This window comes from Bacillus sp. FSL K6-2839 (assembly GCF_038003365.1).
Lineage (GTDB): Bacteria > Bacillota > Bacilli > Bacillales > Bacillaceae > Bacillus.
On sequence record NZ_JBBOOZ010000001.1, the window covers coordinates 1,563,957 to 1,589,525 of the forward strand.

31 protein-coding genes and 1 pseudogene are annotated in these 25,569 nt (G+C 39.3%); 7 read left to right on the forward strand and 25 right to left on the reverse strand.

Going from position 1 to position 25,569, the window contains the following annotated elements:
• Nucleotides 1-22 precede the first annotated feature (22 nt).
• The 5 genes from ilvD to MHH26_RS07645 all read right to left on the reverse strand — a co-directional run bounded on the left by ilvD (nucleotide 23) and on the right by MHH26_RS07645 (nucleotide 6,037).
• Entirely contained in the window at nucleotides 23-1,699 is a 1,677-nt protein-coding gene (gene ilvD / locus MHH26_RS07625) for a dihydroxy-acid dehydratase (protein WP_012010311.1), read from the reverse strand.
• Nucleotides 1,700-2,005: 306 nt separating this feature from the next.
• Complete coding sequence (locus MHH26_RS07630) at nucleotides 2,006-3,142, reverse strand: conserved virulence factor C family protein (RefSeq protein ID WP_034660989.1); 1,137 nt, start codon at nucleotides 3,140-3,142, stop codon at nucleotides 2,006-2,008.
• A gap of 30 nt (nucleotides 3,143-3,172) precedes the next feature.
• Complete coding sequence (locus MHH26_RS07635) at nucleotides 3,173-3,784, reverse strand: HD domain-containing protein (protein ID WP_307499801.1); 612 nt, start codon at nucleotides 3,782-3,784, stop codon at nucleotides 3,173-3,175.
• 13 nt (nucleotides 3,785-3,797) lie between these two features.
• Nucleotides 3,798-4,280 (reverse strand): glutathione peroxidase, encoded by a 483-nt coding sequence (locus MHH26_RS07640; protein WP_003216059.1) that lies wholly within the window; start codon nucleotides 4,278-4,280, stop codon nucleotides 3,798-3,800.
• Between the two features lie 74 nt (nucleotides 4,281-4,354).
• The gene (locus tag MHH26_RS07645) at nucleotides 4,355-6,037 is read right to left on the reverse strand and encodes a formate--tetrahydrofolate ligase (RefSeq protein WP_340972909.1); all 1,683 of its coding nucleotides are present in this window, start codon (nucleotides 6,035-6,037) and stop codon (nucleotides 4,355-4,357) included.
• A 138-nt stretch (nucleotides 6,038-6,175) separates the two neighbouring features.
• On the opposite strand from MHH26_RS07645, the gene metA reads away from it, so the two are divergent.
• Both metA and MHH26_RS07655 read left to right on the forward strand, forming a co-directional pair.
• On the forward strand, nucleotides 6,176-7,084 hold the full coding sequence (gene metA / locus MHH26_RS07650; RefSeq protein ID WP_034660994.1) for a homoserine O-acetyltransferase MetA: 909 nt from the start codon (nucleotides 6,176-6,178) through the stop codon (nucleotides 7,082-7,084).
• Nucleotides 7,085-7,312: 228 nt separating this feature from the next.
• On the forward strand, nucleotides 7,313-8,464 hold the full coding sequence (locus MHH26_RS07655) for a diglucosyl diacylglycerol synthase (protein WP_095285307.1): 1,152 nt from the start codon (nucleotides 7,313-7,315) through the stop codon (nucleotides 8,462-8,464).
• A gap of 33 nt (nucleotides 8,465-8,497) precedes the next feature.
• On the opposite strand, the gene MHH26_RS07660 is transcribed toward MHH26_RS07655, so the two are convergent.
• Nucleotides 8,498-9,199, reverse strand: coding sequence for an AIM24 family protein (locus MHH26_RS07660; RefSeq protein WP_034660996.1), 702 nt, complete (start codon nucleotides 9,197-9,199; stop codon nucleotides 8,498-8,500).
• Nucleotides 9,200-9,458: 259 nt separating this feature from the next.
• Here MHH26_RS07660 and cspD point away from each other — a divergent pair, with 259 nt between their 5' ends.
• Nucleotides 9,459-9,659 carry a cold-shock protein CspD gene (gene cspD, locus MHH26_RS07665; RefSeq protein ID WP_003215784.1) on the forward strand — a complete coding sequence of 67 codons (201 nt, stop codon included), beginning with the start codon at nucleotides 9,459-9,461 and terminating at the stop codon, nucleotides 9,657-9,659.
• Between the two features lie 51 nt (nucleotides 9,660-9,710).
• Here cspD and MHH26_RS07670 read toward each other — a convergent pair whose 3' ends face one another.
• The 3 genes from MHH26_RS07670 to MHH26_RS07680 all read right to left on the reverse strand — a co-directional run bounded on the left by MHH26_RS07670 (nucleotide 9,711) and on the right by MHH26_RS07680 (nucleotide 10,918).
• On the reverse strand, nucleotides 9,711-9,893 hold the full coding sequence (locus MHH26_RS07670; protein WP_003215507.1) for a hypothetical protein: 183 nt from the start codon (nucleotides 9,891-9,893) through the stop codon (nucleotides 9,711-9,713).
• Nucleotides 9,894-10,062: 169 nt separating this feature from the next.
• A complete protein-coding gene (locus MHH26_RS07675; protein ID WP_003215998.1) occupies nucleotides 10,063-10,245 on the reverse strand; it encodes a zinc-finger domain-containing protein in 183 nt (60 codons plus the stop codon).
• Nucleotide 10,246: 1 nt separating this feature from the next.
• The gene (locus tag MHH26_RS07680; RefSeq protein ID WP_340972910.1) at nucleotides 10,247-10,918 is read right to left on the reverse strand and encodes a ribonuclease H family protein; all 672 of its coding nucleotides are present in this window, start codon (nucleotides 10,916-10,918) and stop codon (nucleotides 10,247-10,249) included.
• A 94-nt stretch (nucleotides 10,919-11,012) separates the two neighbouring features.
• On the opposite strand from MHH26_RS07680, the gene MHH26_RS07685 reads away from it, so the two are divergent.
• Genes MHH26_RS07685 through MHH26_RS07695 form a run of 3 tightly spaced genes read left to right on the forward strand, consistent with a single transcriptional unit; the run spans nucleotide 11,013 to nucleotide 12,269 of the window.
• Nucleotides 11,013-11,702: a queuosine precursor transporter gene (locus MHH26_RS07685; protein ID WP_095285309.1), complete on the forward strand. Its 690-nt coding sequence runs from the start codon at nucleotides 11,013-11,015 to the stop codon at nucleotides 11,700-11,702.
• Nucleotide 11,703: 1 nt separating this feature from the next.
• Complete coding sequence (locus MHH26_RS07690; protein WP_106031071.1) at nucleotides 11,704-12,099, forward strand: reverse transcriptase-like protein; 396 nt, start codon at nucleotides 11,704-11,706, stop codon at nucleotides 12,097-12,099.
• A gap of 44 nt (nucleotides 12,100-12,143) precedes the next feature.
• Nucleotides 12,144-12,269, forward strand: coding sequence for a hypothetical protein (locus MHH26_RS07695; protein ID WP_003215584.1), 126 nt, complete (start codon nucleotides 12,144-12,146; stop codon nucleotides 12,267-12,269).
• A 16-nt stretch (nucleotides 12,270-12,285) separates the two neighbouring features.
• Here MHH26_RS07695 and MHH26_RS07700 read toward each other — a convergent pair whose 3' ends face one another.
• The 9 genes and pseudogenes from MHH26_RS07700 to MHH26_RS07740 all read right to left on the reverse strand — a co-directional run bounded on the left by MHH26_RS07700 (nucleotide 12,286) and on the right by MHH26_RS07740 (nucleotide 22,769).
• The gene (locus tag MHH26_RS07700; RefSeq protein ID WP_106031070.1) at nucleotides 12,286-13,173 is read right to left on the reverse strand and encodes a 5'-3' exonuclease; all 888 of its coding nucleotides are present in this window, start codon (nucleotides 13,171-13,173) and stop codon (nucleotides 12,286-12,288) included.
• A 275-nt stretch (nucleotides 13,174-13,448) separates the two neighbouring features.
• Nucleotides 13,449-13,712 carry a YpbS family protein gene (locus MHH26_RS07705; RefSeq protein WP_340972914.1) on the reverse strand — a complete coding sequence of 88 codons (264 nt, stop codon included), beginning with the start codon at nucleotides 13,710-13,712 and terminating at the stop codon, nucleotides 13,449-13,451.
• Between the two features lie 41 nt (nucleotides 13,713-13,753).
• Nucleotides 13,754-17,353: a dynamin family protein gene (locus tag MHH26_RS07710; RefSeq protein WP_340972915.1), complete on the reverse strand. Its 3,600-nt coding sequence runs from the start codon at nucleotides 17,351-17,353 to the stop codon at nucleotides 13,754-13,756.
• 132 nt (nucleotides 17,354-17,485) lie between these two features.
• Nucleotides 17,486-17,593 (reverse strand): Fur-regulated basic protein FbpC, encoded by a 108-nt coding sequence (gene fbpC, locus MHH26_RS07715; protein WP_306172627.1) that lies wholly within the window; start codon nucleotides 17,591-17,593, stop codon nucleotides 17,486-17,488.
• A gap of 64 nt (nucleotides 17,594-17,657) precedes the next feature.
• Entirely contained in the window at nucleotides 17,658-18,167 is a 510-nt protein-coding gene (locus MHH26_RS07720) for an isoprenylcysteine carboxyl methyltransferase family protein (protein ID WP_340972917.1), read from the reverse strand.
• Complete coding sequence (locus tag MHH26_RS07725; RefSeq protein ID WP_340972918.1) at nucleotides 18,164-19,264, reverse strand: type III polyketide synthase; 1,101 nt, start codon at nucleotides 19,262-19,264, stop codon at nucleotides 18,164-18,166. The genes MHH26_RS07720 and MHH26_RS07725 overlap by 4 nt, the downstream gene beginning before the upstream one ends.
• 436 nt (nucleotides 19,265-19,700) lie before the next feature.
• Nucleotides 19,701-20,642 (reverse strand): annotated as a pseudogene (locus tag MHH26_RS07730) (nucleobase:cation symporter-2 family protein); the annotation flags it as partial.
• Nucleotides 20,643-20,665: 23 nt separating this feature from the next.
• Nucleotides 20,666-22,153, reverse strand: coding sequence for a recombinase family protein (locus MHH26_RS07735; protein WP_340972920.1), 1,488 nt, complete (start codon nucleotides 22,151-22,153; stop codon nucleotides 20,666-20,668).
• An 85-nt stretch (nucleotides 22,154-22,238) separates the two neighbouring features.
• The gene (locus MHH26_RS07740) at nucleotides 22,239-22,769 is read right to left on the reverse strand and encodes a Holliday junction resolvase RecU (RefSeq protein WP_340972921.1); all 531 of its coding nucleotides are present in this window, start codon (nucleotides 22,767-22,769) and stop codon (nucleotides 22,239-22,241) included.
• Between the two features lie 76 nt (nucleotides 22,770-22,845).
• Between MHH26_RS07740 and MHH26_RS07745 the strand changes: the two genes are divergently transcribed.
• Nucleotides 22,846-23,115, forward strand: a complete 270-nt coding sequence (locus MHH26_RS07745; RefSeq protein WP_340972924.1) for a hypothetical protein — start codon at nucleotides 22,846-22,848, stop codon at nucleotides 23,113-23,115.
• A 27-nt stretch (nucleotides 23,116-23,142) separates the two neighbouring features.
• Here MHH26_RS07745 and MHH26_RS07750 read toward each other — a convergent pair whose 3' ends face one another.
• The 7 genes from MHH26_RS07750 to MHH26_RS07780 form a co-directional block, all read right to left on the reverse strand.
• Nucleotides 23,143-23,526 (reverse strand): hypothetical protein, encoded by a 384-nt coding sequence (locus MHH26_RS07750; RefSeq protein ID WP_099682612.1) that lies wholly within the window; start codon nucleotides 23,524-23,526, stop codon nucleotides 23,143-23,145.
• The gene (locus tag MHH26_RS07755; protein WP_340972926.1) at nucleotides 23,519-23,704 is read right to left on the reverse strand and encodes a hypothetical protein; all 186 of its coding nucleotides are present in this window, start codon (nucleotides 23,702-23,704) and stop codon (nucleotides 23,519-23,521) included. The genes MHH26_RS07750 and MHH26_RS07755 overlap by 8 nt, the downstream gene beginning before the upstream one ends.
• A 14-nt stretch (nucleotides 23,705-23,718) precedes the next feature.
• On the reverse strand, nucleotides 23,719-24,279 hold the full coding sequence (locus tag MHH26_RS07760) for a thymidine kinase (protein WP_340973803.1): 561 nt from the start codon (nucleotides 24,277-24,279) through the stop codon (nucleotides 23,719-23,721).
• Entirely contained in the window at nucleotides 24,273-24,443 is a 171-nt protein-coding gene (locus tag MHH26_RS07765; RefSeq protein WP_340972928.1) for a hypothetical protein, read from the reverse strand. The genes MHH26_RS07760 and MHH26_RS07765 overlap by 7 nt, the downstream gene beginning before the upstream one ends.
• 81 nt (nucleotides 24,444-24,524) lie before the next feature.
• On the reverse strand, nucleotides 24,525-24,713 hold the full coding sequence (locus MHH26_RS07770; protein ID WP_340972930.1) for a hypothetical protein: 189 nt from the start codon (nucleotides 24,711-24,713) through the stop codon (nucleotides 24,525-24,527).
• Nucleotides 24,710-24,880 (reverse strand): hypothetical protein, encoded by a 171-nt coding sequence (locus tag MHH26_RS07775; RefSeq protein WP_340972932.1) that lies wholly within the window; start codon nucleotides 24,878-24,880, stop codon nucleotides 24,710-24,712. The genes MHH26_RS07770 and MHH26_RS07775 overlap by 4 nt, the downstream gene beginning before the upstream one ends.
• A gap of 4 nt (nucleotides 24,881-24,884) precedes the next feature.
• Complete coding sequence (locus tag MHH26_RS07780) at nucleotides 24,885-25,265, reverse strand: hypothetical protein (RefSeq protein ID WP_340972934.1); 381 nt, start codon at nucleotides 25,263-25,265, stop codon at nucleotides 24,885-24,887.
• Nucleotides 25,266-25,569 lie beyond the last annotated feature (304 nt).

Below are 25,569 nucleotides of genomic sequence, written 5' to 3' on the forward strand. Positions count from 1 at the left end.
TTTTCAAATCTTCCATATCAGATTAAATTTTCATGATTCCGCCTGTATTGGCTGATGTCACAAGTTTTGAATATCTAGCAAGATAGCCAGTTTTCACTTTTGGCTCAAAGCCTTTCCAGTTTGCTTTTCTTTTTTCCCATTCTTCCTCTGGAACATCGACGCTTAAAATGCGTTGTTCAATATCAACCACGACATGGTCACCATTTTCAACAAAGGCGAGCGGGCCGCCTTCAGCTGCCTCTGGAGAGACGTGTCCAATGGACAAACCACGAGAAGCGCCGGAAAAACGTCCGTCAGTAATTAAAGCAACCTTTGGCCCAAGTCCCATGCCGACAATTTGTGAAGTTGGTGCAAGCATTTCTGGCATACCAGGTCCGCCTTTAGGTCCTTCATAGCGAATAATGACAACATGTCCTGCTTCTACTTTTCTATTAATGATGCCTTCAAGAGCTTCTTCTTGGGATTCAAATACGATCGCAGGTCCTTCGTGACGTGTGATCCCATCTTGTACCCCGCCCGTTTTAATGATGGCTCCATCTGGCGCAAGGTTTCCAAATAAAACGGCTAAGCCGCCCTTTTCAGTAAATGGCTTATCGATTGGATAAATGACGTTATAGTCTTTTACCTCATGTCCTGCAATGTTCTCACCAAGCGTTTTCGCTGTGACGGTCATTGTATCTAAATGAAGTGCGCCTTCTTTTTTGGACAATTCATTTAGCGCAGCTGTGACGCCGCCTGCTTCATGTAAATCCTCAATATAAACATCCGAAGCTGGAGCAAGTTTTGATAAATGAGGCACACGCTCAGCTACTTCATTGATACGTTCAAGTGAATATTCCACACCTGCTTCATTTGCGATCGCCAGTGTGTGAAGAACGGTATTGGTTGAACCACCAAGTGCCATATCTAATGCAAATGCGTTATCAATTGCTTTTTCAGTAACAATATCACGTGGTTTAATATCCTTTTTAATGAGCTCCATCAGTTGTTTTGCTGACTTTTTCGCAAATTCTCTTCGCTCTGGTGATGTCGCCAAAATCGTTCCATTTCCAGGAAGAGCAATTCCAAGCGCCTCTGCTAAACAGTTCATTGAGTTTGCTGTAAACATACCTGAACAAGAACCGCAGGTTGGACAGCCAAACTGTTCTAATTCATTTAATTCCTCTTCGTTAATTTTACCTGACTGGTATGCACCAACGCCTTCAAATACAGAAGAAAGAGAAATCTTTCTGCCATCACTTGTTCTACCCGCTTCCATCGGACCACCGCTGACAAAGACAGTCGGAATATTGACACGCATCGCTGCCATCATCATCCCTGGTGTGATTTTATCGCAGTTAGGAATACAAACCATTCCATCAAACCAGTGAGCAGATACAACGGTTTCTACAGAGTCAGCAATGATTTCACGGCTTGGTAATGAATATCTCATCCCGATATGACCCATCGCAATTCCATCATCGACCCCAATCGTATTGAATTCAAATGGGACCCCGCCAGCTTCACGAATGGCTTCTTTCACAATTTTCCCGAATTCCTGAAGATGGACATGTCCTGGGACAATATCAATATAGGAATTACATACGGCAATAAATGGCTTGCCGAAGTCCTCATCCTTTACCCCCGCCGCTCTTAGTAAGCTTCGGTGAGGTGCTCTGTCAATTCCTTGTTTAATCATATTACTGCGTAGTTCTGCCATCTGTTTAAAAAGCCTCCTATACTACAAGTCTTGTTGACTGCATGATTTTGAGTTGATTTTATTTTACAAATTTTCTGTTTATTTAGCCACCGATGAATGACTGATGACCCACATGTCTGCTGAAACTAGCGCTCAGCAAGGTTCGTGTCATAAAATCTGACCTCCAATATTCTATATTGGTACTACTATATAGAGTTTTTTCGCATATTTCAACAATATTCAAAATAATTTTTCTAAAAAATTTTTCTGTCTATCACTTTAAGAAAAACAAGCTGCCTTTCATTGGCAGCTTGCTCATATTTCTCATCATTCTGATGCATTTTTTCTACTTTCTGTCATTTGCTTCCATACAGAGCCTTTCGCTTCTTCTCCGTGCTCAATGCGCTCAATCGCCATTTTCACTTGAAGGCTGACTTCAAATTCAGGGTCTTGCTCAGCTTCTTTTAATGCGTCAAGTGCTGTTTCGTCACCTTCTTCATAGAGGAACATAGCTGCACGCCAGCGGACAAGTTTACTCGGATCCTTTAATGCTTCGATCATTGCTTCCATAGCGCTAGGGTCACCAAGGTCTGAAATACAGTCTCCAGCGGTTCTGCGGACCGTCACAGTTTTGTCTTTAAGTCCCTTATATAATATAGGCAGTATAGCAGGATCTTCAATCATTCCAGCATTCACAACGGCTTGTCTGCGAATGGATGTTTTTGGGTCCTCCATCGCTTTCATTAAAACAGGTATATCCTTTTGCTCTGGCTGCATTTGCTCTAAATGGGCAAAACGCTTTTTCCAATCTTCCTCGCGCAGCATGTCTTCTGTTACATCATATGCCTTTCGGTTCACCTGTCTATCTACGGCTTCTTGCCCTTCTTTGACCGCCTCTGTTAAGCGGGCTAAACGCTCGTCATCATAGGCTGCTTGCAGCTCTTCTGTGACTTCCTGGCCGATATCAGCAAAGTCACCAAAACGAACGCCATGTTCTTTCCACACACGTTCAAATACGACATTGTCTGAGCTGCTTCTGAGCTTTAAAATGGCTGCTTGGAAGCGTTCAGGCATTCCGAACCGCTCTTCTCTTTCACCGTCCGTTAATTTGACTTGCATCGGAATCCCATTAAACATTTGGACAAACACTTTGACTTCGCCAAATGTGTCACCGCCTGACTGCGGTCCTTCCTGAAGGCCTTCTGTTTCTTGACCAAAGGCTTCTCTCACCTGTTGTAAAATGCCCTGCCAGTCAAACTTTGCATTACGCTCGACCGCTAAGAAATCTGCGACATGATAAACACCTTTTACACCTTCAATGTTCAAAATGCGCTTGATCATCTCTGGCGCTTCGTCTTTTTGATCCTTTTTGTAGTTGTTGCTTTTACCGCCGGCAAGTGCTTCTGTCAAAATGACCTTCATGGTATTTGGACTTGGCGTCGGTTCTATCGCTGTTATTTTCATCTATACATCCTCCTTACACACATAAAGACCCTACTCATCTGTAAGGCCGCATTCTTCTTTCCATGTCTTGATAAATAAGCTCATCAATTCATGCCGCTCCTCAGCAAGCTGCTTTCCTGCAGAGGTGTTCATCAAGTCTTTTAATTTGAGCAATTTTTCTTCCATATGCTTTAGCACGGAGCCCTGCTGCATGTTCTTTGTATAGTGGGGCTCCCCTTTTGCGCCTGCATAAGTAAACACTCTTGCAATACCGCTTGCTCCTATCGCATCGAGTCTATCTGCGTCTTGAACAATGGCCCCTTCTAACGTCATAGGCCTATTCTGCTTATGTCGATGACGAAAAGACATCGTGGTAATGATATCCATGATATAACGAATATCCCGCGTATTAACTTCCCAAGAAAGGAGCTGATGCTCAAGTTGTTGCGGTGAAAGCTTCCATTCACTCGACAGCTTTTCATCAATGACATCATGAACAATCGCCGCCATTTCAATAATAAAAAGAGAGCCGCCTTCCTGATTAGCAAGCTGGCGGGCAAGCTGGCGCACACGATCAATATGAGCCGCATCGTGTCCAGTCGGTTCATATTTCAGCTGATCTGAAACAAAGGAGGCAGCTGCCTCCAATTGTTTTTTCTGCATGACTGTGAGCACCTTATTTGTCCAAAAGAGCGATGATGGAGCTTTCTAATTCTTTTGGTGATGTTTTCGGAGAGAAACGCTCAGTGACTTCTCCGTTTTGATCAACGATAAATTTTGTGAAATTCCATTTCACTGTTTTCGTTCCAAGTACACCTTTTGCATGACTTGTTAAATGTTTGAAAAGCGGATGCGCATTGTCACCATTGACATCTACTTTCGCAAACATAGGGAAGGTTACGCCATAATTCAAAGAACAGAATTCCTGAATCGCTTCTTCCCCTTCTGGCTCCTGGTTCATAAATTGGTTGCACGGAAATCCTAAAATTTCAAGGCCCTTTTCATGATATTGATCATATAGCTCTTGCAATTGTTTGAATTGAGGAGTCAGTCCACATTTACTTGCTGTGTTGACAATAATGAGTACTTTTCCTTTGTAATCTGCCATTGATTTTTCCTGACCGTTAATGGTCTTGACCTGAATATCATAAATTGACATCTCATAGCCTCCTAGGATTCACTTTTTCCTATCGTAACATGCTTCTTTTATAAAATCGCTTTTTATGCCTCCTGTTAAAAGAGCCCTGTCACACTGCCGTCTTCTAATAAATCCATCTCGAGCGCCGCAGGTTTTTTAGGTAATCCAGGCATTGTCAGAATGCTTCCGGTTAAAGCAACAATAAAGCCTGCTCCTACAGATGGTTTTAACTCGCGAATCGTAATGGTAAAGCCCTTAGGTCTCCCAATTAAAGCTGGATCATCCGAAAGTGAATATTGCGTTTTTGCCATACAAACCGGTAAATGACCCCAGCCGTTTTTCTCGATGGCTGCCAGCTGCTTTCTTGCTTTTGAAGTGAGTGTGACCCCGTCTGCTCCATAAACCACTTGGGCAACTTTAGATAACTTTTCTTCGATAGAATCATTTTCTTCATACAAATAGGAAAAGTGGTTCTTCTTCTTTTCAATAAGTGTCGCGAGTTCCTCGGCAAGTGCTGTCCCGCCTTCGCCTCCTTCTTCCCATACATTCACAGCTTTGACTGGATGGCCATGTGCGTGGCACCAATCTTCTATCGCTTGAATCTCTTCTTTTGTATCAGTGATAAACCTGTTTACTGCGACGATGTATGGAAGACCGAAGGCTTGCACAGTTTCAATATGCTTTTCTAAATTATGTATACCTTCTAATACGGCATGTGCATTCTCTTCTTTGAGTTCAGTTTTCTTCATTCCGCCATGCATCTTTAATGCTCTGACAGTCGCCACAATGACAACTGCACCAGGCTTGAAATCACCAGCTCTTGTTTTAATGTGCAGGAACTTTTCTGCTCCAAGATCCGCTCCGAATCCAGCTTCTGTTACCACATAATCGGCTAATTTCGCCGCCATTTTGGTTGCAATCAAACTATTACATCCATGCGCAATATTGGCAAAAGGACCGCCATGTATTAGGGCCGGAGTTCCTTCAATCGTTTGAACAAGATTCGGTTTGAGCGCGTCTTTTAAAAGTAACGTAAGAACACCTTCATATCCAAGTGCTCCAACTGTGACTGGCTCGCCATCTTGATTATAGGCAACAACAATAGAAGAAAGACGTTTTTTTAAATCGGTTAAGTCTTCTGCTAAACAAAGGATGGCCATCATTTCGGAGGCAACTGTGATGTCAAATCCGTCTTCTCTAGGATACCCATTTAACTGACCGCCAAGTCCGACAACGACCTGTCTTAATGCACGATCGTTTAAATCAAGCACTCGCTTCCATACAATGCGGCGCGAGTCGATGCCGAGTTCATTTCCGTGATGGATATGGTTATCAATGAACGCAGATAAGGCATTATGTGCAGAAGTAATCGCATGAAAATCTCCTGTAAAATGAAGATTGATTTCTTCCATCGGCAGCACTTGTGAATATCCTCCACCCGCTGCACCGCCTTTTATGCCCATTGTAGGACCTAATGAAGGCTCGCGCATCGCAATGATTGCTTTTTTCCCAATTTTTTCGAAGGCTTGACCGAGGCCGACTGTTACGGTAGACTTCCCCTCACCTGCTGGCGTTGGATTGATCGATGTGACAAGAATCACATGTCCTTCTTTTTGTTCTTTTAAACGGTCAAAAATAGTCAAAGATATTTTCGCTTTTGTGAAACCATAGCATTCTAATTCTTCGTCATGTATTTGCAGCTTTGCTGCGATGTCTTGAATAGGTCTCAGCTTTGCCTTTTGGGCGATGTCAATATCTGATAAATGCTTTGTGATCATAAATAAACGGCCTCCTTTTTTTCCAGAAACAGCTTTGTTTTTGCTCTGTTTTTTATTGTAACATAATTGAAACATTGAAATATCGCCAGAAAGTTCCTATAATGAAATGAAATTAGCTTTGGTTCAGGGGGTGGCGAGTTGCCTATTAACATACCAGTTCATCTGCCGGCAAAACAAATACTAGAGAGCGAAAACATTTTCGTCATGGATGAGACAAGGGCATTCAAGCAAGATATCCGTCCTTTGAATATCGTGATCTTAAATTTAATGCCAAAAAAAATACAAACTGAAACGCAGCTGCTAAGAATGCTCGGAAATTCTCCTTTGCAAGTGTACTTTACGTTTTTGATTCCAAGTACGCATACACCGAAGAATACGTCGAGAGAGCATCTAGATGAATTTTATACGACCTTTGAATCGATTCGCCATAAGAAATTTGATGGAATGATCATCACCGGCGCACCAATTGAGCATTTAGCTTTTGAAGAAGTGTCCTATTGGAAAGAGCTTCAGGACATCTTGGACTGGAGTAAAACCAATGTGACGTCTACCCTTCATATTTGCTGGGGTGCACAGGCAGGCCTATATCACCATTATGGGATTGAAAAAATCAAGCTTCCCGAGAAAAAATTTGGTGTATTTGAGCATCTTGTGAAAGAGAAAAAAGAAAGATTAGTCAGAGGTTTCGATGAAGTATACTATGTCCCACATTCGAGGCATACAGATATTAATACAGAACAATTAAAAAACACGCCGAATTTGAAAGTATTGAGTATCTCTGAAGAAGCGGGTGTTTGTTTAATTGTTTCAGATGATGATAAACAAGTATTTTTAACTGGACATCCTGAATATGATACGGACACATTGAAGCAGGAATATGAAAGAGATTTGTTGAAGCATGATACAGTCCAAAAACCTGTCCACTATTTTATAGAAGATGGTGACACATTAGTCCCAGTGAATCGCTGGAAAGCCCATGCCACTTTACTGTTTATGAATTGGCTCAATTATTATGTTTATCAAGAAACTCCATACGTTTGGGAATAAAATAGACTGTGGTCTGATGATAAATGGTCAAAATGTGTTAAAATACAAATGGCTCTGTCTTCCATTATCAATTTAGTCTCGTTGTTTTTTAAAATTAGTTTAATTCTTTCGTAACGAATGATATGCTCTGGCTGTTTATATGTTATCTTTATGTATATGTAGACCTATGAGATTAATAGTTTTCGTACGAAGTTTTGTTGTTGTTGATTACATTTGAGGTGAATATTCTTGAATACCAATAAAAAAATATTAATCTTGACCGCAAATTATGGAAATGGACATATGCAGGTGGCTAAAACACTGTATGATGAATGCAAATCCCAAGGGTTTGAACATGTTGTAGTTTCTAATTTGTATCAAGAATCAAATCCCATTGTGTCAGAAGTGACTCAATATTTATACTTGAAGAGCTTTTCCATTGGGAAACAATTTTATCGCTTGTTTTATTACGGTGTAGATAAAATTTACAATAAACGCAAATTTAACATTTATTTAAAAATGGGAAATAAGCGTCTTGATGAACTCATTCAATTACACAATCCGGATATCATTATTATTACATTCCCGATGATTGTTGTTCCAGAATACCGGAACAAAACAGGCAAAGTCATCCCGACATTTAATGTCATGACAGATTTCTGTCTTCATAAGATTTGGGTACATGAAAACATCGACCGTTACTATGTTGCAACCGATTATGTGAAACAAAAATTAGTGGAAATCGGCACACATCCAAGCGATGTCAAAGTGACAGGCATTCCTATTAGACCACAATTTGAAGCAGACGTGCCAAAATCGAAGATTTATAAAAAATATGGATTATCATCAAACAAAAAAGTTCTTCTGATTATGGCTGGTGCTCATGGTGTACTGAAAAATGTCAAGGAATTATGTGAAGCGCTGCTTCTCGACAGTGAAGTACAAATTGTTGTTGTATGCGGAAAGAACGCAGCGCTGAAACAATCACTGAGCGATCTTGAACAAGCACATCCAGATCAATTGAAGGCGCTTGGATATGTGGAACAAATTGATGAATTGTTCAGAGTAACAGATTGTATGATCACAAAACCAGGCGGTATTACTTTAACAGAAGCAACAGCAATCGGTGTCCCGGTCATTCTTTACAAGCCTGTCCCTGGACAAGAAAAGGAAAATGCTCATTTCTTTGAAGATTATGGTGCGGCCATCGTCATCAACAGACATGAAGACATTTTAGAATCTGTGACCAACTTGCTGCAAGATGAAGAAAAGTTAGAAGTCATGAAACAAAACATTAAAAAACTGCACTTAAAGCATTCTTCTCAAACCATTTTGGAAGATATCGTTGAGCAATCAGATCTCATCACGAATAACAAAACGTATGCTCGTGCATTATCATAAAAAGGTGTCCGTCATTGACGGACACCTTTTTCTTTATCCTTGATTTCCATTTGTTGTGTACACTTCTTCAAACGGCTGCACGACAACAAAACCGCTTCCGCTAAATTTCATTTGAATAGACTCTCCGCTTCCTCTGCCAATAAAGGTTTTGAATGAAACATCTGTCACAAATTCAGTTTTTAAATCCCCTGACCATGCAACTGTCGCGTTCGGATCTGTATAGACAGAGTCACCCGGCTGAACAATCAATGTGAGCGGCTCATAATGACTCGTAATCGCAACAAGGCCTGGTCCTTCTAATTTGACATTAAATAAACCGCCTGCAAGCATGCCCGACACTTTTTTCATCAATTTGATATCCCAGCGCACTGACGGTTCAAATGCGAGCAGATCATTCCCATTCACAAAAATGGAATCCCCTTGAGCCAAACGAAGAATTGAGATTTTTTTGCCTTGATCTGCCACATATAATTTCCCATCACCTGTTGCCTTCATGAGTGAAGTGCCTTCTCCTGACAGCATTTTTTTGAACATCTTTGAGACGCCATGTTCAAAAACGCCCTCGCGTTCAAACTTGATTTTGCCTCGGTACGAAACCATGGAACCTGTTTTTGCCCAAATGGTATCAGTCAAATTAATTTCTAAAAGTCTTGATGTTTCAAGTTCGAAGACCCCTTCTCCTTTATCTTCCTGCTGCGTATTCTGAACAAATTCTTCAAGTGTATAACGATTCATGATAGCACCTCTTCCTGTATTTTTTTTATATACGGACAAGGTGTGCATAAAGTTTCAGAAAATGGGGACGGTTTATCTTTTATTATTATTCGCCAAAAAAAATCAAACATTCTGCTCAAAATTTGGCTCTCACGCTTGACGCTTTACTTTTGATGGTGTATAGTGGAACCATCATTTAACAACTGCAAAGTCGTTAGGTGATGAAAATTTTTTTTAGTATGCCAAAAGGTATGCTACAGTACTAGGAGGAAAAAGCAATATGCAAAACGGTAAAGTAAAATGGTTCAATAATGAAAAAGGTTTCGGCTTCATTGAAGTTGAAGGCGGAGACGATGTATTCGTTCACTTCACAGCTATCGAAGGTGACGGCTACAAGTCTTTAGAAGAAGGACAAGAAGTTTCTTTTGAAATCGTTGAAGGTAATCGTGGACCTCAAGCTGCAAACGTAACAAAAATCTAATCAACTAAATCAATGATGTAAAGACAAAATAAAGAGAGGCCTATGCCTCTCTTATTTGATTTTCAGCTGAATTTCAATCGCTAAAATATTTTGCTTCAGTCGTTGTTCAATTTCAGAGATATCTTTTTCGAGAAAAGGTCTTCCCTTCTTTGCTACATCTACTAGTTGCTCTAGATCGCTGTACACCTCTTGAAATGTTCGATGTAATACCGTTTCGAACTCCTTATTATTCATACCGGCCTTCCCCTTTTCCTCTAATATCCGTCACTTAGTCAAAAAGTAACTCAACCAAAACTTTCTATAGTTATATCGGCTCATTTTTCAGAATATGTTCTTTTTTTACACATTCTATCCGTTTTTTTTCATGAACGGATGTTTGAGCAGGGAAAACCGGTGCGTCCGCTTACTTTTTGAGCAGCGTCTGTCCATATTCTTTTATTTTCTCTCCAACGGTGCATTGCTGTATACAAAAGGAATGGGCATATTTTTTGCCAAATTCTTTCCGAAAATGCTTCTTAATCAAACAATCTGAACAATACGTGTCTTGAAGATCGGTCAATTCTTGTACTGCTGTTTTTTTATCCACATTATTCAGCTCCGTCTGCTTCTAATTTCAATGTACTTTCGATTGGGACGTCTGCAAGAATCTGTCTTGCAAGCTGATCCGCTTCTGTATTTTGTTTCCGATCGATGACTTCATAGGTTGGCGTCAGCTTCAGCTCTTTTAAAGCCGCTTCAATTCGGTCAAGCCATTTGTTATGTACATCATCATAACAAGGCCATTCTCCTTTTAACTGATTCATGACAACAAGTGAATCTCCTCTAATCGTGACAGAATTTCTGCTTGCCCCTAGGTCTTTTAAAGCTTTTACTGCCTCAAATAAAGCCGCATACTCTGCTTCATTATTGGTGCTCCCTTGGAAAGGCTGATTTTTTCTCAATCGATAAGCGTCTTTTCCCAGCTTATAGTAGACGACAACTCCAAGACCAGAGTCGCCTGTTTCTTTATGAAAACTTGCATCAAAATAGACTTGAAGCTGATCAGGTTCAAGCTTTAGTTCTTCATTTAGCTTTTCAAGCTCTTTTATGGACCACATGGCCCCTTTTTCATCTTCAAATGACAGGAGTGACTGTGGTTCTTTTTTGTCGATATATTTTGCTAACCTCAAGGCCTCTTTTAGCTCCAACCAATCTTCTTGGTAAAAAGCAATGGACCCAATTGATTTCACTTTCATTGTGTAGTGTGCTCTTAATTTCATTGATCACATCGCCTTCCCGTGCTTTTAAGGTAAACATACGTTATGCTATAATCAAAAAGTTACATTTTACAATGAGAAAGGAAGTTCATGTCACTTGTTTAATGAAGGTATTTGGATCTTATTTGCGATCATTAATTTTATCATTGTTCTTCTATTTTATAAAGGATTTGGCAAGATGGGCCTTTTTGTCTGGATTGGCTTTGCGACGGCTGCCGCAAATTTACAAGTTGTCAAAACCGTTGAATTATTTGGCTTAACGGCAACACTTGGAAATATTTTGTACGGCAGTGTGTTCTTTGCAACGGACGTATTAAATGAAAAATATGGACAAAATGAAGCGAGAAAAGCTGTCTGGATTGGCTTTGCCACCCTTTTAACACTAACTGTTGTCATGCAGGAGGCTTTGCTTTTCCATCCCGCTCCATCTGATATCTCACAATCATCGCTGGAAACCATATTTGGCTTTATGCCAAGGGTCGCACTTGGCAGTCTTGCTGCTTATATCATCAGTCAAATGTTAGATGTTTATGTATATTCGTTTATTCGCCGGATATTTCCTTCCGATGGTGCGCTCTGGGTGCGCAACGCGGGAAGTACGATGATTAGCCAGCTTCTTGATACACTGATTTTCACGACCATTGCCTTTCTTGGCACGTATCCATTTCATGTATGGATTGAAATCTTCATCACGACATATGTCATTAAATTTATCGTAGCTGCGATTGCGACACCTTACGCGTATGCAGCGAAAAAAATGGTTCCGCTTGATGAAAGGGTGAAATAATGTGCCAGCTGAAATATACATTGATGGTGCAAGTGCAGGTAATCCAGGTCCCTCTGGCATCGGCATTTTCATTAAATATGATGGAAAGGCTGAATCCTTCTCCATTCCTCTTAAATCAATGAGCAATCACGAAGCAGAATTTTCCGCTCTGATCGAGGGGATGAAAATATGCGCGGAAAAAGGATTGCGTACCGTTTCATTTCGAACAGATTCACAAGTAGTTGACCGCGCAGCCAATGCAGGATTTGCTAAAAATCCAGCCTTTCAGCATTTTATCAAAGAGATGATCGAACTTCAAAGCCAGTTTGATTTATTTTTCATTAAATGGATTCCGAGTAAGGAAAATCAAATAGCGGATCAGCTCGCTAGAAAAGCGATTCACCTTTCTAAAGGATGAATCGCTTTTTTTCGGTTATGCTAATGTGTGTGAGGTGATACTGATTGGATAAAGAAAATAAAGGTCGTGTCACAAATGGGACAACCCCACAAGGTGATGCGCAAACAAAAGATAAACAGCCACTATCTCAGCTGGAAAATAGAGCGAAGAAAAGCAATACAAAAAGATGAACCTGAGAGATCGGCTTTAGCTGATCTCTATTTTACTTAAACGATTCATCATCGGTTCGATTCCTTTGATTTGATGGTACCTCAGCATAGCAGCAGCACGTTTTTGATTGATGTTCATTTTCGTTTCATCAATTGGACAGCTGAGCGGGACATCACATTTGATCTCTGCCAATAGACGAGAAAGCTTCAGATCTTCTAATCCTGCTTGCATTTTCTTTTGCTGTGCAGCCGTTAGTTCATGGACATTTTCTAACAAACCGTCAATCGTTTCATATGTTTGGATAAATTTTAATGCGGTTTTTTCTCCGATTCCTTTGACACCTGGATAATTATCACTTGCATCACCCATGAGTGCTTTCATATCGATCAGCGCCTTTGGAGAGATTCCCATTTCCTCTTCGAATAAGGCTTTTGTATAATGCTTATAATTGCCAATTCCTTTTTGCATCAAGGCAACAGTGACTTGTTCATTCAAAATTTGCAGCAAATCTTTGTCTCCAGTTAGGACAGTCACCCGTGCTTCTTTTTGGTAGAGCGCAGCAAGAGTACCGATACAATCATCTGCTTCAAAGCCCTTTAAACCAATGTTTACAATTCCCAGTTCTTCTGTAGCTTCTTTTGCTAAATCGAATTGCGGAATGAGCTCGACAGGCGCCTCTCCTCGATTTGCTTTATAATCTTGAAACAATTCGTTTCGGTATGTTTGGCTTCCCATATCCCAGCAGCAAACAATATGAGTTGGCTCAAATGTCTGTACAGCCGTTAATAAGTGCTTTAAATAGCCATTGACTCCATTTGTCGGCACACCGTGATCATTTATCATAAAATTGCGATGTACAGCCGTTGCATAAAACGATCTGAACAAAAGCGCCATTCCATCTACAAGCAGTACGTGTTTATTCATTCTTATAAACTCCCTTTTTCAAAACAATACTCCTATTCTATCACAGAACACAAAACTCGACATAAAAAAGGCGCCTTCTTCTTTTAGAAAAGAAGAGGCACCCTGTTTACTTTTGACCGTATTGCATTTTTTTCGACTCTGCTTCTGCATAGGACGGCATGTCTTTTTGTTTAGGGTCACGCTCATCCTGCTGCTTTGTCTGTTGCTTTTTTTTCATGATCATTCCCCTTTCTCGGTACATTCATTAAGATGACCAAAAAAGAGAAAGTTACTCTTTACTTCTGTTTCCGCTTGACATACTCCCTGACCATATCATTCGTCACATGCTTACGCATCGGAACAATACCGCCTCGTGCAAGCTCATTCATCTTCGACGTAATGGCATTGATGTCGTCTGTTGTAAATGGCTCGTTTTGCTCACATTTGAATACAGCAGTCTCTATTGCTTGTTCTCTTTTCTGTTCAAGCTCAAGAAAGGACTGAATATGAGCATGCTGCTTTTGTGAGTGAGCGGAAATCTCTTCGTGTACGCTCGTCATTTTCTATCAACTGCTTTCTTTTTTATTTAGTCTACCATGAATCAAATGGTTTTCAACTGGTTCTTCCATTCGTTTGTTTGTTCATATACTTGTTCAATTACCGCCTGTTCTTTGGCATCTGTCGTTAGGCTCGTGATAAATGTTTGTTTTTGTTCACTTAGCTGCTCGAGCGCTTCTGTTTCATATCTTTCAGTAAAGGTCTTCACCATTGTGTCGTACCTGCTCAGTAATTCTTCTTTTTCTTTATCTGCCCATTTCGTGGTTAACTGATGAAGAATATCTCGAATCGCTTCAATGAACGCAACCTTTCCATTCTGTTCAAAGAAAACTTTCGCTGATTTTTGCTTCTTTAAGAGCGGTTCGAATGGTGTCAGTTCAGATTCGACTTCAATTTGTTTCAGCTCAGCATTTTTCTCTTCTGGCGGCGACAGTGTGAGAGAAAAGTAAGGGTCTTCTGCACTTGCCACCTGCAATCCTTTCTCCCACTCCTCTTGGAAATATTGATGAATAAACGATTCCATTCGGATATCAAGCGCCTTTAACTCCTGTACAAATTCAAATTCATAATCCTTCAGTGCCTGTTCAAGCGCTTTTTTCAACTGCTGCCTGAAGTCTCCTTGAGATATTCCAGGGTAAAAGGCTGTCTTTAACAGATCATTCGCAAATAGTGATAGGCGCTGCACAATATGATAGAGCTGTTCATGTAAGTCCTTTTTCACACTTTCTGTCACTAGCTTAGATTGTTTGATATGACTCATTTGATCAAGAATCGCTTCATATGATGTGTCTATCTTTTTCTTTTCCGCTTGCTTCTCATCTTCTGACTGATGCAGTGTCGCATGCAGCTTGTCGACTGTGCTACATAACCTGCCGGCTTCAAAATACAAAAACTCGATCGCATCTTTCGTTAATTCTTCCTCAATAAAATAGTCGAGCTGTTTTCTAAGCTTTGCATATTGATTATAAGCTGTCTCTCCCTTTCCTTCGATTTCTTCCTTACTGGACACATGATGAAGGTTTGGGTTTCGGATGCCTTCTTTTGTGAGCTCATTTTTCACATAGTCAAAGACGGTGTCAAGCTCTGCTTGATCCTTTGCGAGATCAGCTGCATTGATAATAAAGAACATTTTATCCATGCTAAATGAATCTTTTACAAGCCCAAGCTTACGTAAAAATGACCGATCTGCCTTCGAGAAAGAGTGCTGGTAGTAAGTTAAATAAAGAAGAGCATCTGCGTCCTTCATATATTGAAAGGCAATCTCTGTATGGCGCTTATTCATACTGCTGGCGCCTGGCGTATCAACAATAGTCAGCCCTTTATCTGTTAAAGGTGTACTCAAATACACCGTCACTTCCTTCACCACACAAGAAACAGCTTCTTCCGCCACATATGGCCTCAGTTCTTGAAGAGTGACATGAAGCGGCGTTTGCTTCGTAATGTGATGAAGGAAACGTGTATGCGCTTGTAAAAAATGTTCAACAATGATGCGGTGATCTTGTTCAAGCTGTCTTTTTTTCAGCGTTCGTTCGAGTTTGGATGTAAACGTCTCTCCCTTTTCTTCTGAGATCGAAAATCCGAGGATCTGATTGAGCTCCTCTAATATATCCTGTTCTGTTTTGAACACCACTTTTACACTTTCATGCGGGTGATCTTCCGTCGGTCGCGTCAGCTTATTAATCGTTGCCGTTGTTGGCGTGGGAGAGGATGGCAGTACCTTTCTCCCAACAAGGGCATTTGCAAAGGAAGATTTCCCCGAACTAAAAGCCCCAAATAAAGCGAGTGTGAATTCTTTCGCTTGCAGCCGCTTTGTTCGTTTTTCAAAGGACTTTCTTTGAGATTTGAGAGCGTCTAATGGCAATAAAATCTGAGAAAGCTGTTCAAACTGGTCAATTGACTGTGCCGTCGTGACATGCTGTGACTGACGCATTTGATGTTGCTCTGTCTGCTGCTGCGGTTTTTCTTGCCCACTCCCTTCGGGATGAATGTGCGCGTGATCCTGCTTTAGCTGATCATGCTGCATTCGCCTCTTTTTCGCATAAAACCAATCTTCTTCGATCTGTTCATCCGTTCCGTTTTGCCATATATCCCATACATGCTGAATATCTCGTTTCATTTGTTCATTTTTTTCGATGCACTGCTCGAGCGTTTGGAGTTCTTTTGCAGACTGGTCCCATTTTTCTTGATGTTTTGCTTTATCTTTCATAAGCTGGGCTTTCAGCGACTCAGACATTTGTTCAATCAGTGTCATCGCTTTCTGTTTTGCCTGTCTTCTCAAGGCTTCGCCAGCATCTTTTGCATATTGTAGTACGTATTCATTGGAGAACGTCGCACCATGATGAATCACACTTTCAAGGAGTGCTTCTTGCACAGGTGTTTCAAATGCCATCACTTGATTTAATAACTCTTCACCAAGCTGATGCTTCTTGACTTCTTTTTTAAGCAGCTCAGCAATATGCCAGTCCACTTCAGCTTTCATCCTCGCTTTGACATCTGTTAAGAAGTCGGTTGCCCGTTTTTCTTTTTCTTGCTCAGTTTTATTTTTAGCAAAAAGCAGTCCCACTTTAAAGCCAGGTGCTTTTGATTCAATATAGTCGCTTGCGAGTTCCCTCATTTTAAATGGAGTTAGGTTGGCATTTTTTAAGATGCTCTCGACTTCAGAAGATACTTCATCTTCTAATTGTTTTGCTCCATTTTCAATGAAGTGGTTTTTCGCTTCAAATTCCTTTACTTCTTTTCTTTTTTCTTGAAGCTGCGACTCAAGCTCTTCACCTTGCAGCTCTTCTTTTAACGAGTCAATGTGTTCTTTTAAAACATGCTCAATTTTTTGCTCCGTATAAGCCCGAAGTGATGCTTTCGGCAACGTCTGTAATTCTTGCAGTTTTTTGATTAAACGAATCATTTCATTTCTTGGATGCGTCTCATCGGTTACAGATGTAAAGTATAGATGATCTTCTTCAATGCCCTCTTTAAGGAGCATGTCAATCACTTGATTTTTGTAGTCTTCAAATGCTGTCTCATGCTCATCATGCCGGTCCACTTGATTCACGATGAAATAAAGATTTGGCACTTTTTCTTTAATGGAACGAATGAAACGAATGTTTTCTTCAGAATGAACATGGTTGTAGTGAACGACATAAAAAAGAGCATCTGCTTGATGAAGAATAGAGGCAGCAGACAAAAAGTGGGCATGATCCGTTGAATCAATTCCTGGCGTATCAATCAGTGCCACCTTTTCTTCCAGTCCTCTATAGTCACCGCTAATTTCCACCATCTCAATCTGTTCTCCATCCTTACAAAAACGCTGTACTGCTTCTTTATCATAAGAACCGCTCATTTTTACAAAACGGTCATCAGAGGTGTGAAGCTGCACTTCACTTTCCCCTTTCCTCACGACGACCAAGTTTGCACTTGTTGGGATTGGGCTCGTTGGCAAAATGTGATCATGAAGCAGATGATTCACAAGTGATGACTTTCCAGCAGAATAGTGGCCGGTAAAAGCGATATACACTTCTTCTTCTGCTTCCTTTTTGATAATCGATGCAAGTTTGGCTGCGCGCTCATGATCATCCCTTTTGAGAAAGCTTTGATATAAAGCTCCTGTAGTTTGAACGAGCGAATCTCGAATAGACAAGTCTTTCATGACGATAAACCCCTTTGTTTTTAGAAAAGTCAGTTATGTATGTGATACCATTTTACACAAAATAAAGAGATTTTTCTTCTGATCTGAGGAAATAAAAAAATCTGCTGCCCGATCAGTCGCAATTGACTGAGATCAGGAAGCAGATTTTTTGGAGACACCTTTTAATACGAAGCCAATTAATAGGCTGTATACACACACCGTACCGAGTAAGAAAATCATCGTCATGTGATCACCGTCCATCCTTCATGATTGAGAATGTTTATCATTAATGAAAGTGTAGCACAATTGATAATGATTTTCAATATTAATTTAGCAAATACTGATTTAACGCTTTCTCCTCTGTTTGAATTCTTACAGCCATCATCCATGCATTTAAACACGTAAACAAAATAGCAGTGACATACGCCTCAAACAATAGCGGGATCAGCAAAAGCTCAATCGCCACGACTACATAGTTAGGGTGTTTCAACCAACGATACGGCCCTTTTTTTACAATCATTGCGTTTGGCACGACTAAAATCTTTGTATTCCAGTACGTCCCAAGGGAGCATAATGCCCAGTATCGAATGACCTGTGTAGCCATCAGGAAAAGGAGCAGCACAAGAAAATACCGGGACGACCCCTTATGTAAAAGCCCTATCTCAACTATGAGTGAGAAAAAAAAGGCCGTATGCATAGCGACCATATAGGGATAATGACTAGCACCAAATTCAATGGCACCTATCGCTTTTACTTTTCTTTCATTTCTTTTGGCCACAATCATTTCAATGAGCCGCTGACAAACGAAGACACCGATGACCAGCCAAATGATCATGACAAGACATCCTCCCATTTCATAAGCAGCAGCTCTGAGGAAAAGCCCGGACCAAGCGCCCCGCAAAGGCCAATATCCCCCGCTTCAGCTGATTGATGTTCAAGGAAATACTTGATGACATACAAAACTGTGACAGAGGACATATTTCCGTGTTGTTTGAGTACTTCTTTTGAAGAAAATAGCTGATCCTCTCGTAAAGATAGACTTTCAACATAGGCATCAATCACTTTTTTTCCTCCAGGATGGGCAAGAAAAACGGATAAGTCTTTAGTTGAACATCCAAGTTCCTCTAAAAATCGATCCACCTGCTCTTTTAACCAGCCTGAAATCATAGACGGAATGTCACGGGAGAAAATAACCCGAAAGCCGTCACTTGTAAATTCCCAGCCCATCACATCCTCAGAATCCTTCATCGTGACGGATTGTGTACTTAGTACTTTAGGGACTGTTTTTAAATGGGCATATTCTAGTGCAGCCGTTTCTCCAGCTAAAAGAGCCGCAGCCGTCCCGTCTCCAAATAAGGAGGTGCCGATTAAATTGCTTTTTGATTGATCTTGCGGCTGAAAGGTTAAACTGCACAGCTCACAGGCAACGACGAGCACCTTTGCTTCTGGATATGCCCTTATGTATTCATAAGCCCGAGACAGCCCTGACGCACCACCCCCGCACCCTAGCCCCCAGATCGGTACTCGTTTCGTATAAGGAGAAAAAGGAAGTACGTTCATCAGCTTTGCATCAAGACTTGGGGTCGATAAGCCGGTACTTGAAATAAAAAACAGTGCATCGATCTCTTCAACCGGGATCGACTTTTTCAGAAACGCCTTCTCTTGAAGACAATGTAAGATCGCTTCTTTTGCATGAGCCAGTGCCTTCTCCAAATAGATATTGTTTTTCTCTTCAAAAGAGTGGTGCGTCTGATACCATTCAATGGGCTGTACAAATTGCCTGCTCTGAATTTCTCCATTTTGAAAAGCTCTCAGCAGCCGATCAATATCTTTAAACGATCGTTTAAATTGAGACCTAGCAAATTCAGCAGCTGTTTTCTGATCCACGTGATGCTTTGGGAGACTCGTTCCAACTGAAAGAATGTACGCCATCGGCTTCACCTCTTTTTTTGGTTAATATCCCCTATCGAAAAAAGGATATACATGCCAAATCGTCACAATTCAGTCAAAACATTTTCCTCCGTCTAACTTTTTGTCTTGACGACAATTGATAAATATTGGATAATATAGTTGAAAACATGATGTAGTTTTCCTCCTTCACAGGTTCGTTCCAAGCCAAGCGAACCTGCTTTTTTTATGCAAAAAAAACACCTCTTAATGAGAGGTGTTTCAGATTGTTGACAAAGGGCTAAAATGATCTTTATTTTAGCCCTTTGTCTTCTTTTCAGCGTGATAGAAAACCTTTGAAGTCTAGGAAGGACGAGCACCGAAGCGGATCGAATTTAACATTCGTGAGCATCGGCGCACAGGACTGACACCGAATGCGAGGGTTTGTCTACACGCTGAAACACCTCTTAATGAGAGGTGTTTACATAACAGATTGCTTAGGTTCTTCTATCAGATCCTGCCCTGTTTCTTTTTTAAATGGAATCATGTGATAAATAATATGAAGCAAAATAGCGGTAAAGCTGCCGGCCACGATTCCGTTACTTGTTAATAATTTCATCGATTCTGGCAGATGCTCAAACATTTGCGGCACGACGGTGACACCTAAGCCGATCCCAACTGAGCACGCAACAATTAGTAGGTTTTCCTGTTTGGCAAAATCTACGCGCGAGAGCATTTTAATACCGTAGGCAATGACCATCCCAAACATGGCGACCATTGCGCCGCCAAGAACTGACTTTGGAATAATCGTCGTAAATGCAGCAATTTTAGGAAAAAGTCCAAATAACATGAGCAATGCTCCTGTCACCACGATGACTTGATTTTTCTTGACTCCTGTCAACTGGATCAACCCAACGTTTTGCGAGTAGGCTGTGTAAGGAAAGGCATTGAAAATACCACCTAATAAAACAGCAATCCCCTCTGCGCGATAGCCTTTCGCTAAATCCTTCTCTTTTAATGACCGGTTTGTTAAATCACCTAATGCGAAATAAACACCTGTTGATTCGACTAATGACACAATGGCTACTAACGTCATCGTCATGATGGGTGCAAATTCAAAGGTAGGCATGCCGAAATAAAATGGTTCAATCATGCGGAAAACTTGAGCGTTCGCCACCTCAGCTGTTTCCACTTTCCCCATAAATGCAGCGACTGCTGTCCCAAGGAGAATACCGATTAAAATAGCGATCGCCTTCATAAAACCTTTTGTGAATCGATAGAGCAGCACAATGATAAACAGCACAAGGAAAGCGAGGCCTAGATTTTCAAAAGAACCATAATCTGCACTTCCTTCTCCTCCTGCCATATTGTTCATCGCTACTGGAATAAGGGTAATACCAATAATGGTGACGACAGATATCGTTTGAGTACAACAATGAATACACTTTAATTATAATAAACTTTTACACTCAACTCAGGCTGTTTTCCATCTTCATCTTTAACTTTATATGACACATGGCTAATAAGTTTTTTGAGAATTATATTGATCTCTGTCTCTGACATTCCCTGATCTGATTCTAGCAATGCCTGAACATCTTCTTTTTGCCATAGGTAAGTTCTTTTTTCTAATGCCTTTTCTTTTTGATATTCAACTGATGAATATAATCCACTGAGCTCTTTTTCGGATTTTATTAAGTTTTCTTGAGCTTTCTCTAGCTTTTCTTTGTACTCATTTTTGTCTAAATCGCCATCTAAATAGAGTTCTTTTAATCGATCGATTCTTCCTCTCAGTTTTTTAATCGCCTTTTCTTTTAATTCAATTAATTGCACCGAAAAAGTAGCTTGTTCTTCAGTTTCAGTATTCTTATTCCTTTTGAATAATTCAGAACTATACTGCTTCATTTCTTGTAGTATCGCACCGTATAAAATGTCTTCATTTATTCCTTTTGTCGTATCACACATTGGTTCACGAGCTGTAGATCTTCTGAGACACTTTCTGACATGTTTTTGTCTTCCTTTTGGCTGATCTATGCTTTGAACTTTCAAACAATAAGGACATCTAACTATTCCTGAAAGTCTGTTAGTGTTCATGTTCAAACGTCTTCCTGCCTCTGGATATGTCCTTAGTTTTGATAGTCGTTCTACAATTTTTATATGCTCTTCCTCTGTTTTGGTTGGCTGATGAATACCTTTGTTCTGTTCATCTTTTCCATACCAGACATATCCTCTATGAAAATCATTTATCAAAAGATAGGTTACCACTTCTCCATACCACATTTTCCCTCTACTAGAAGGGGGCGGGATTTCTAATTGATTAAGTCTATCTGCAATTGCTACTGAAGACATTTCTTCATTAAGAAACCAATCAATCATCATACGATAAATTTTTATTTTTTCCTCATCAACCTTTGCCGTCTTGTCATTCTTGTCCCATTTAAACCCGTATGGAACAGATCCAGAATGCGGTCTTCCCTCTTTTACAGCACCTTTTCGACCATTTAACAGCCTTCTCTTAATAGCTCTATATTCATTTCTAGCAATAACCAATTCGAATTCTGAGAGCATTTCATCACTCTCATTGGACATGTTGTATATTTTTTGTGGAGTTATTAGCAAGGTGTTGCTTTCTTTAAAGGCTTCCATGATCCGTCCTGAATCTATCTGTGATCCCCTTGAAAGTCTATCATTCGCTATTACACATACCACATCAAATTCACCTGATCTGATTCTTGGCAACAATCTAGAAAAAATAGGTCTATTATCGATTGAATCCGAAGAAACGACTTCTTCGAACCACTCTACATCTGTAAAGCTGTATCTATTTAAGAGTGCTTTTAGTTGATCCCTATGTTTCAGTAAAGTATCTTCTGTGTCTGGGTCTTCTCTTGATTTTCTTGAATAGACTGCCACCTTTGAATTTTCATCAATGTTCATATTTAATCACCACGCATTTTTATTATTCGTTGTAAGTATTATAACAAAAATAAAGACAGAGACTTATCCCTGTCATTAATATGCATCACCTCCTTGAAATTAAATTCTCGCACATCTTATTTATGTAGTATGTATAATTCACTTTTTTCTTCATCCACCTTACCTCTGTTCCGATCTCTTCACAGATGCCAATAGGTATGCTGGCTTTATTAACCTTGCTTATGTATGTATGTGTTAATTGATTTTGAGCTATATTCTTATATGTAAGAAAGTCTTTAATGTGTACAAAGAAAGTTCTATTCTCATGCTCTCTAAAGTTAAACAGAAAACCAGGTAACACTCCTTCATATTTAGAAGCTGCCTCTAAATGTTTTATCTGCTGTGCTTTAATGATACTTTCTGAGAACGAAACATACCCTTTTTTCGTTGATTTTAATTCCAGTGGAAACAAATGCCCTTTAGCGAACAAAATACAGTCGTATTTATTTTTAGATACTCCAAAGTTTTGCTTCAAGGCCATAGGATTCACGTCCTTTATTCGATAAAGGAACAAGCCCTGGTCTTTTGCTGATTGTTGGATATTTGCTTCAAAAACTTTGCCTAAGTTTGTGCTCAATGAACCAATCCTTTCTTTGTGTTTAATAGTTAAATGGGGTATTCTATGATTATCAATATCTAGGAGAGTGTTCCAATTGACCGAACTCATCAACCAACACAACGAGTTAACTGACTATTTAAAGTCAAAAGGATTTACAGTTAGATTTCATGTAGACATGTCAGAGAATCATTTATTTGAAAAACATTATGTTGTTTACAATGAATCAGAGACTAAAAATGCTGAACTCGTATTCAAAGCAAACGCTAAAACAAATGAAGTTGAATACTTTTTCGTAGATAACAATCAAAACCCAGATTTAATTGAAGAAGTACACACTCTAATTAAAAACTTTAAAGCTTCCTGATGTGCGCCCTTGTCTTTGGACAGGGGTTTAAAATTTCAATTCGATATCTTCCCCATTGATAAGCTTCACAAACTTCTTATCAAACTTGTAGTCTCCTAAAACAGCATTTTCCAAATCAATCAAGTCTAAATGGTACAACTCTTTACCATCTACATCTTCAACTAGAATGAAATCACTTGAATCAAACTCTGTTTTATACCAAATGACAGTTAAATTCGTTTCAATGTTAAGTTTATTTGTTAAGTACATGTAAGCTGCCTGAGAAGTACTGTCTACAACATCTCTAATTTCTTCATCATCAATGTTATTGATAACAATTAGATTGTTTGACTTCTCATTATAAAAATAAGCAAAATCACCTCCTTGATTTTTTAATTGATAAGCGCCTTTTAAGTTATGTAAGTTAAGCATATGTATTTACGTATCTCCCTTTTTCATTGTTGGACAAGTCTCTTGCTTCTTGCATTAATTCTTCGTTATTGTTGCTTAGGCTCATGCCTAGTCGATTTACTTTTGAAAAATCTTTGTTATGTATCGCTTCTTCAATTGAATCCATTTGTTTTTTCATTTTGTTGTGGAGTTTAATCAAATTATTTTCTTCTATTATTTAACTCCCCTTTCATAAGCGCATTGTCTACATGCTGGCTTATAATCGTTCCCAACTTTAACTTGAGTATTTGAATCATTAGAAACTTCAAGTGAAACCCATGCGTCATCGCCACAAAAAACACAAACTGCATGATGTTTAGTCACATGATCTGCTTTGGCCATTAAGTACGGTACAATTCCAAATGGCTTACCATACCTGTCCATGTCTAATCCTGCAACAAACACTATCTTCCCTTGTTCGATTAGTTTCTCAATGTGAGTGATCATTTGATCTGGGAAAAATTGAACTTCATCAATGCAAACAACATCAGCTTCAAACAAATCTAGAGGTATACCAACCTTGTTTTCATTTGTTATTTTTACATTAATAGCCTCAACTTTCTTACCATCATGTGTCACAATGAAGTCTTCTGAGTATCTGTTATCTATGGACGGTTTGAGAAACACCACTTTCTTTCCAGCTAACATGAATCGTTTCCCGTGACGCTGCAACGCTGTTGATTTCTCAGCAAACATACTTCCTACATCAATTGTTAATGATCCTACTGTTATGATTCATCACCTCCTCCAAGAATGAGTTGTCTATATCTCTTATAATCTTCTTCACTATTAAACGAAAATACTGGAGTTTTGCCCTTTTGAAAAGAAATTCTACCGCCAACTTGAGATAGGTACGCTTGTTTTAATGCATTCTGTTCAAACGGAATTCTAATAGTCATATGTAATTTCTCCTTTCAATGTAAAAAGTGTTTGATTTATGTAGTAAATATGAATACTTATTTCTGGTTAAAAGACCGATTTTATTTAGAATTCTTAAATTGTATAACAATGCCACACATAATAACTAAATATCCAAGACCGATTAAAGGCACAAAAATGACTGCCCAGCTTGTTTTATCATGCCCCCATCCATTTTTTCTTGCCCATCTAACTAAGTAAAACTTAATTAGAGTGGTTAATGTATAATAAATTATCGCAATGAGTATCATTGGAACAATCCTCCCCAAATTACTCCAGCAGCGACCGCTACAATAATCATTGAAATAAACTTAGCTACTCCAACCCAAATAACAAACTTCATATCATCTTTTGAATCCCATTCACCTAGCACAACAAATCCAAATGCAATTAACAAAACCCAAGCTGTAACGATCACTAAATCACCACCTATAATAGTCTGTAATATCCTTAATAAGACCGCATTGACTACATTTCATACTGACAGCAACCCCTATTTCTGTTCCTTTGAAAAAGTAGTAAATGCTTGAATCGCATTCCTGATGCTCTTTTTTGAATTTAATTTCCTCTTTCTTCTCATCCTCACTAAAAATAAATAGGCTGTTAGCTTTTAAATCCTCAATTTCATTATTAAGTTCCACAATCTTCTCATCGGACTTATATTTTTTTAATTCGACTTTTAAGTTGTCACGTTGACGTTTGATTTTATTGATATAGAATTTAACATTATCAAACATTCGCTCTTCTTCATTTCTTTCTGCAAAATCAAGTACATCTTTAATAACTCTTTCTTGTTCAGTCATAATTCTAAATCACCCACTTTTATATATGTTATTTATCATTTAATATCTGAAATCGTCTTATATTTCTTAAGCTCTTCTATTACTTTTTTAATTCATTGATTGCCATTTCACTAAAGAATGGTGAGTATCCAAGAACTTTGTTCAAGAACCACCTTTTTTCCTTTAAGTCTTTGAATCCTAACCTTTTAAAATGATTATTCACTTCTCTCCTAAGGATTGGATAAAGTCCGAAGACAGTGTATACAATCATATATCCATCTCTCCTTTACTATTAAATTTGTGCTATAATTTAGAAAAACTTGAA

Bases quoted from the DNA above. Each gene is read 5' to 3' on its own strand.
- MHH26_RS07770 (WP_340972930.1), bottom strand. From the start codon at position 24,713: ATGATACTCATTGCGATAATTTATTATACATTAACCACTCTAATTAAG.
- MHH26_RS07635 (WP_307499801.1), bottom strand. From the start codon at position 3,784: ATGCAGAAAAAACAATTGGAGGCAGCTGCCTCCTTTGTTTCAGATCAG.
- MHH26_RS07670 (WP_003215507.1), bottom strand. From the start codon at position 9,893: ATGAATAATAAGGAGTTCGAAACGGTATTACATCGAACATTTCAAGAG.
- MHH26_RS07645 (WP_340972909.1), bottom strand. From the start codon at position 6,037: ATGATCACAAAGCATTTATCAGATATTGACATCGCCCAAAAGGCAAAG.
- MHH26_RS07720 (WP_340972917.1), bottom strand. From the start codon at position 18,167: ATGATCATTTGGCTGGTCATCGGTGTCTTCGTTTGTCAGCGGCTCATT.
- cspD (WP_003215784.1), top strand. From the start codon at position 9,459: ATGCAAAACGGTAAAGTAAAATGGTTCAATAATGAAAAAGGTTTCGGC.
- MHH26_RS07725 (WP_340972918.1), bottom strand. From the start codon at position 19,264: ATGGCGTACATTCTTTCAGTTGGAACGAGTCTCCCAAAGCATCACGTG.
- MHH26_RS07765 (WP_340972928.1), bottom strand. From the start codon at position 24,443: ATGACTATTAGAATTCCGTTTGAACAGAATGCATTAAAACAAGCGTAC.
- MHH26_RS07660 (WP_034660996.1), bottom strand. From the start codon at position 9,199: ATGAATCGTTATACACTTGAAGAATTTGTTCAGAATACGCAGCAGGAA.
- MHH26_RS07640 (WP_003216059.1), bottom strand. From the start codon at position 4,280: ATGTCAATTTATGATATTCAGGTCAAGACCATTAACGGTCAGGAAAAA.
- MHH26_RS07710 (WP_340972915.1), bottom strand. From the start codon at position 17,353: ATGAAAGACTTGTCTATTCGAGATTCGCTCGTTCAAACTACAGGAGCT.
- MHH26_RS07680 (WP_340972910.1), bottom strand. From the start codon at position 10,918: ATGAAATTAAGAGCACACTACACAATGAAAGTGAAATCAATTGGGTCC.
- fbpC (WP_306172627.1), bottom strand. From the start codon at position 17,593: ATGGACGGTGATCACATGACGATGATTTTCTTACTCGGTACGGTGTGT.
- ilvD (WP_012010311.1), bottom strand. From the start codon at position 1,699: ATGGCAGAACTACGCAGTAATATGATTAAACAAGGAATTGACAGAGCA.
- MHH26_RS07735 (WP_340972920.1), bottom strand. From the start codon at position 22,153: ATGAACATTGATGAAAATTCAAAGGTGGCAGTCTATTCAAGAAAATCA.
- MHH26_RS07750 (WP_099682612.1), bottom strand. From the start codon at position 23,526: ATGCTTAACTTACATAACTTAAAAGGCGCTTATCAATTAAAAAATCAA.
- MHH26_RS07780 (WP_340972934.1), bottom strand. From the start codon at position 25,265: ATGACTGAACAAGAAAGAGTTATTAAAGATGTACTTGATTTTGCAGAA.
- MHH26_RS07705 (WP_340972914.1), bottom strand. From the start codon at position 13,712: ATGACGAGCGTACACGAAGAGATTTCCGCTCACTCACAAAAGCAGCAT.
- MHH26_RS07700 (WP_106031070.1), bottom strand. From the start codon at position 13,173: ATGAATAAACACGTACTGCTTGTAGATGGAATGGCGCTTTTGTTCAGA.
- MHH26_RS07630 (WP_034660989.1), bottom strand. From the start codon at position 3,142: ATGAAAATAACAGCGATAGAACCGACGCCAAGTCCAAATACCATGAAG.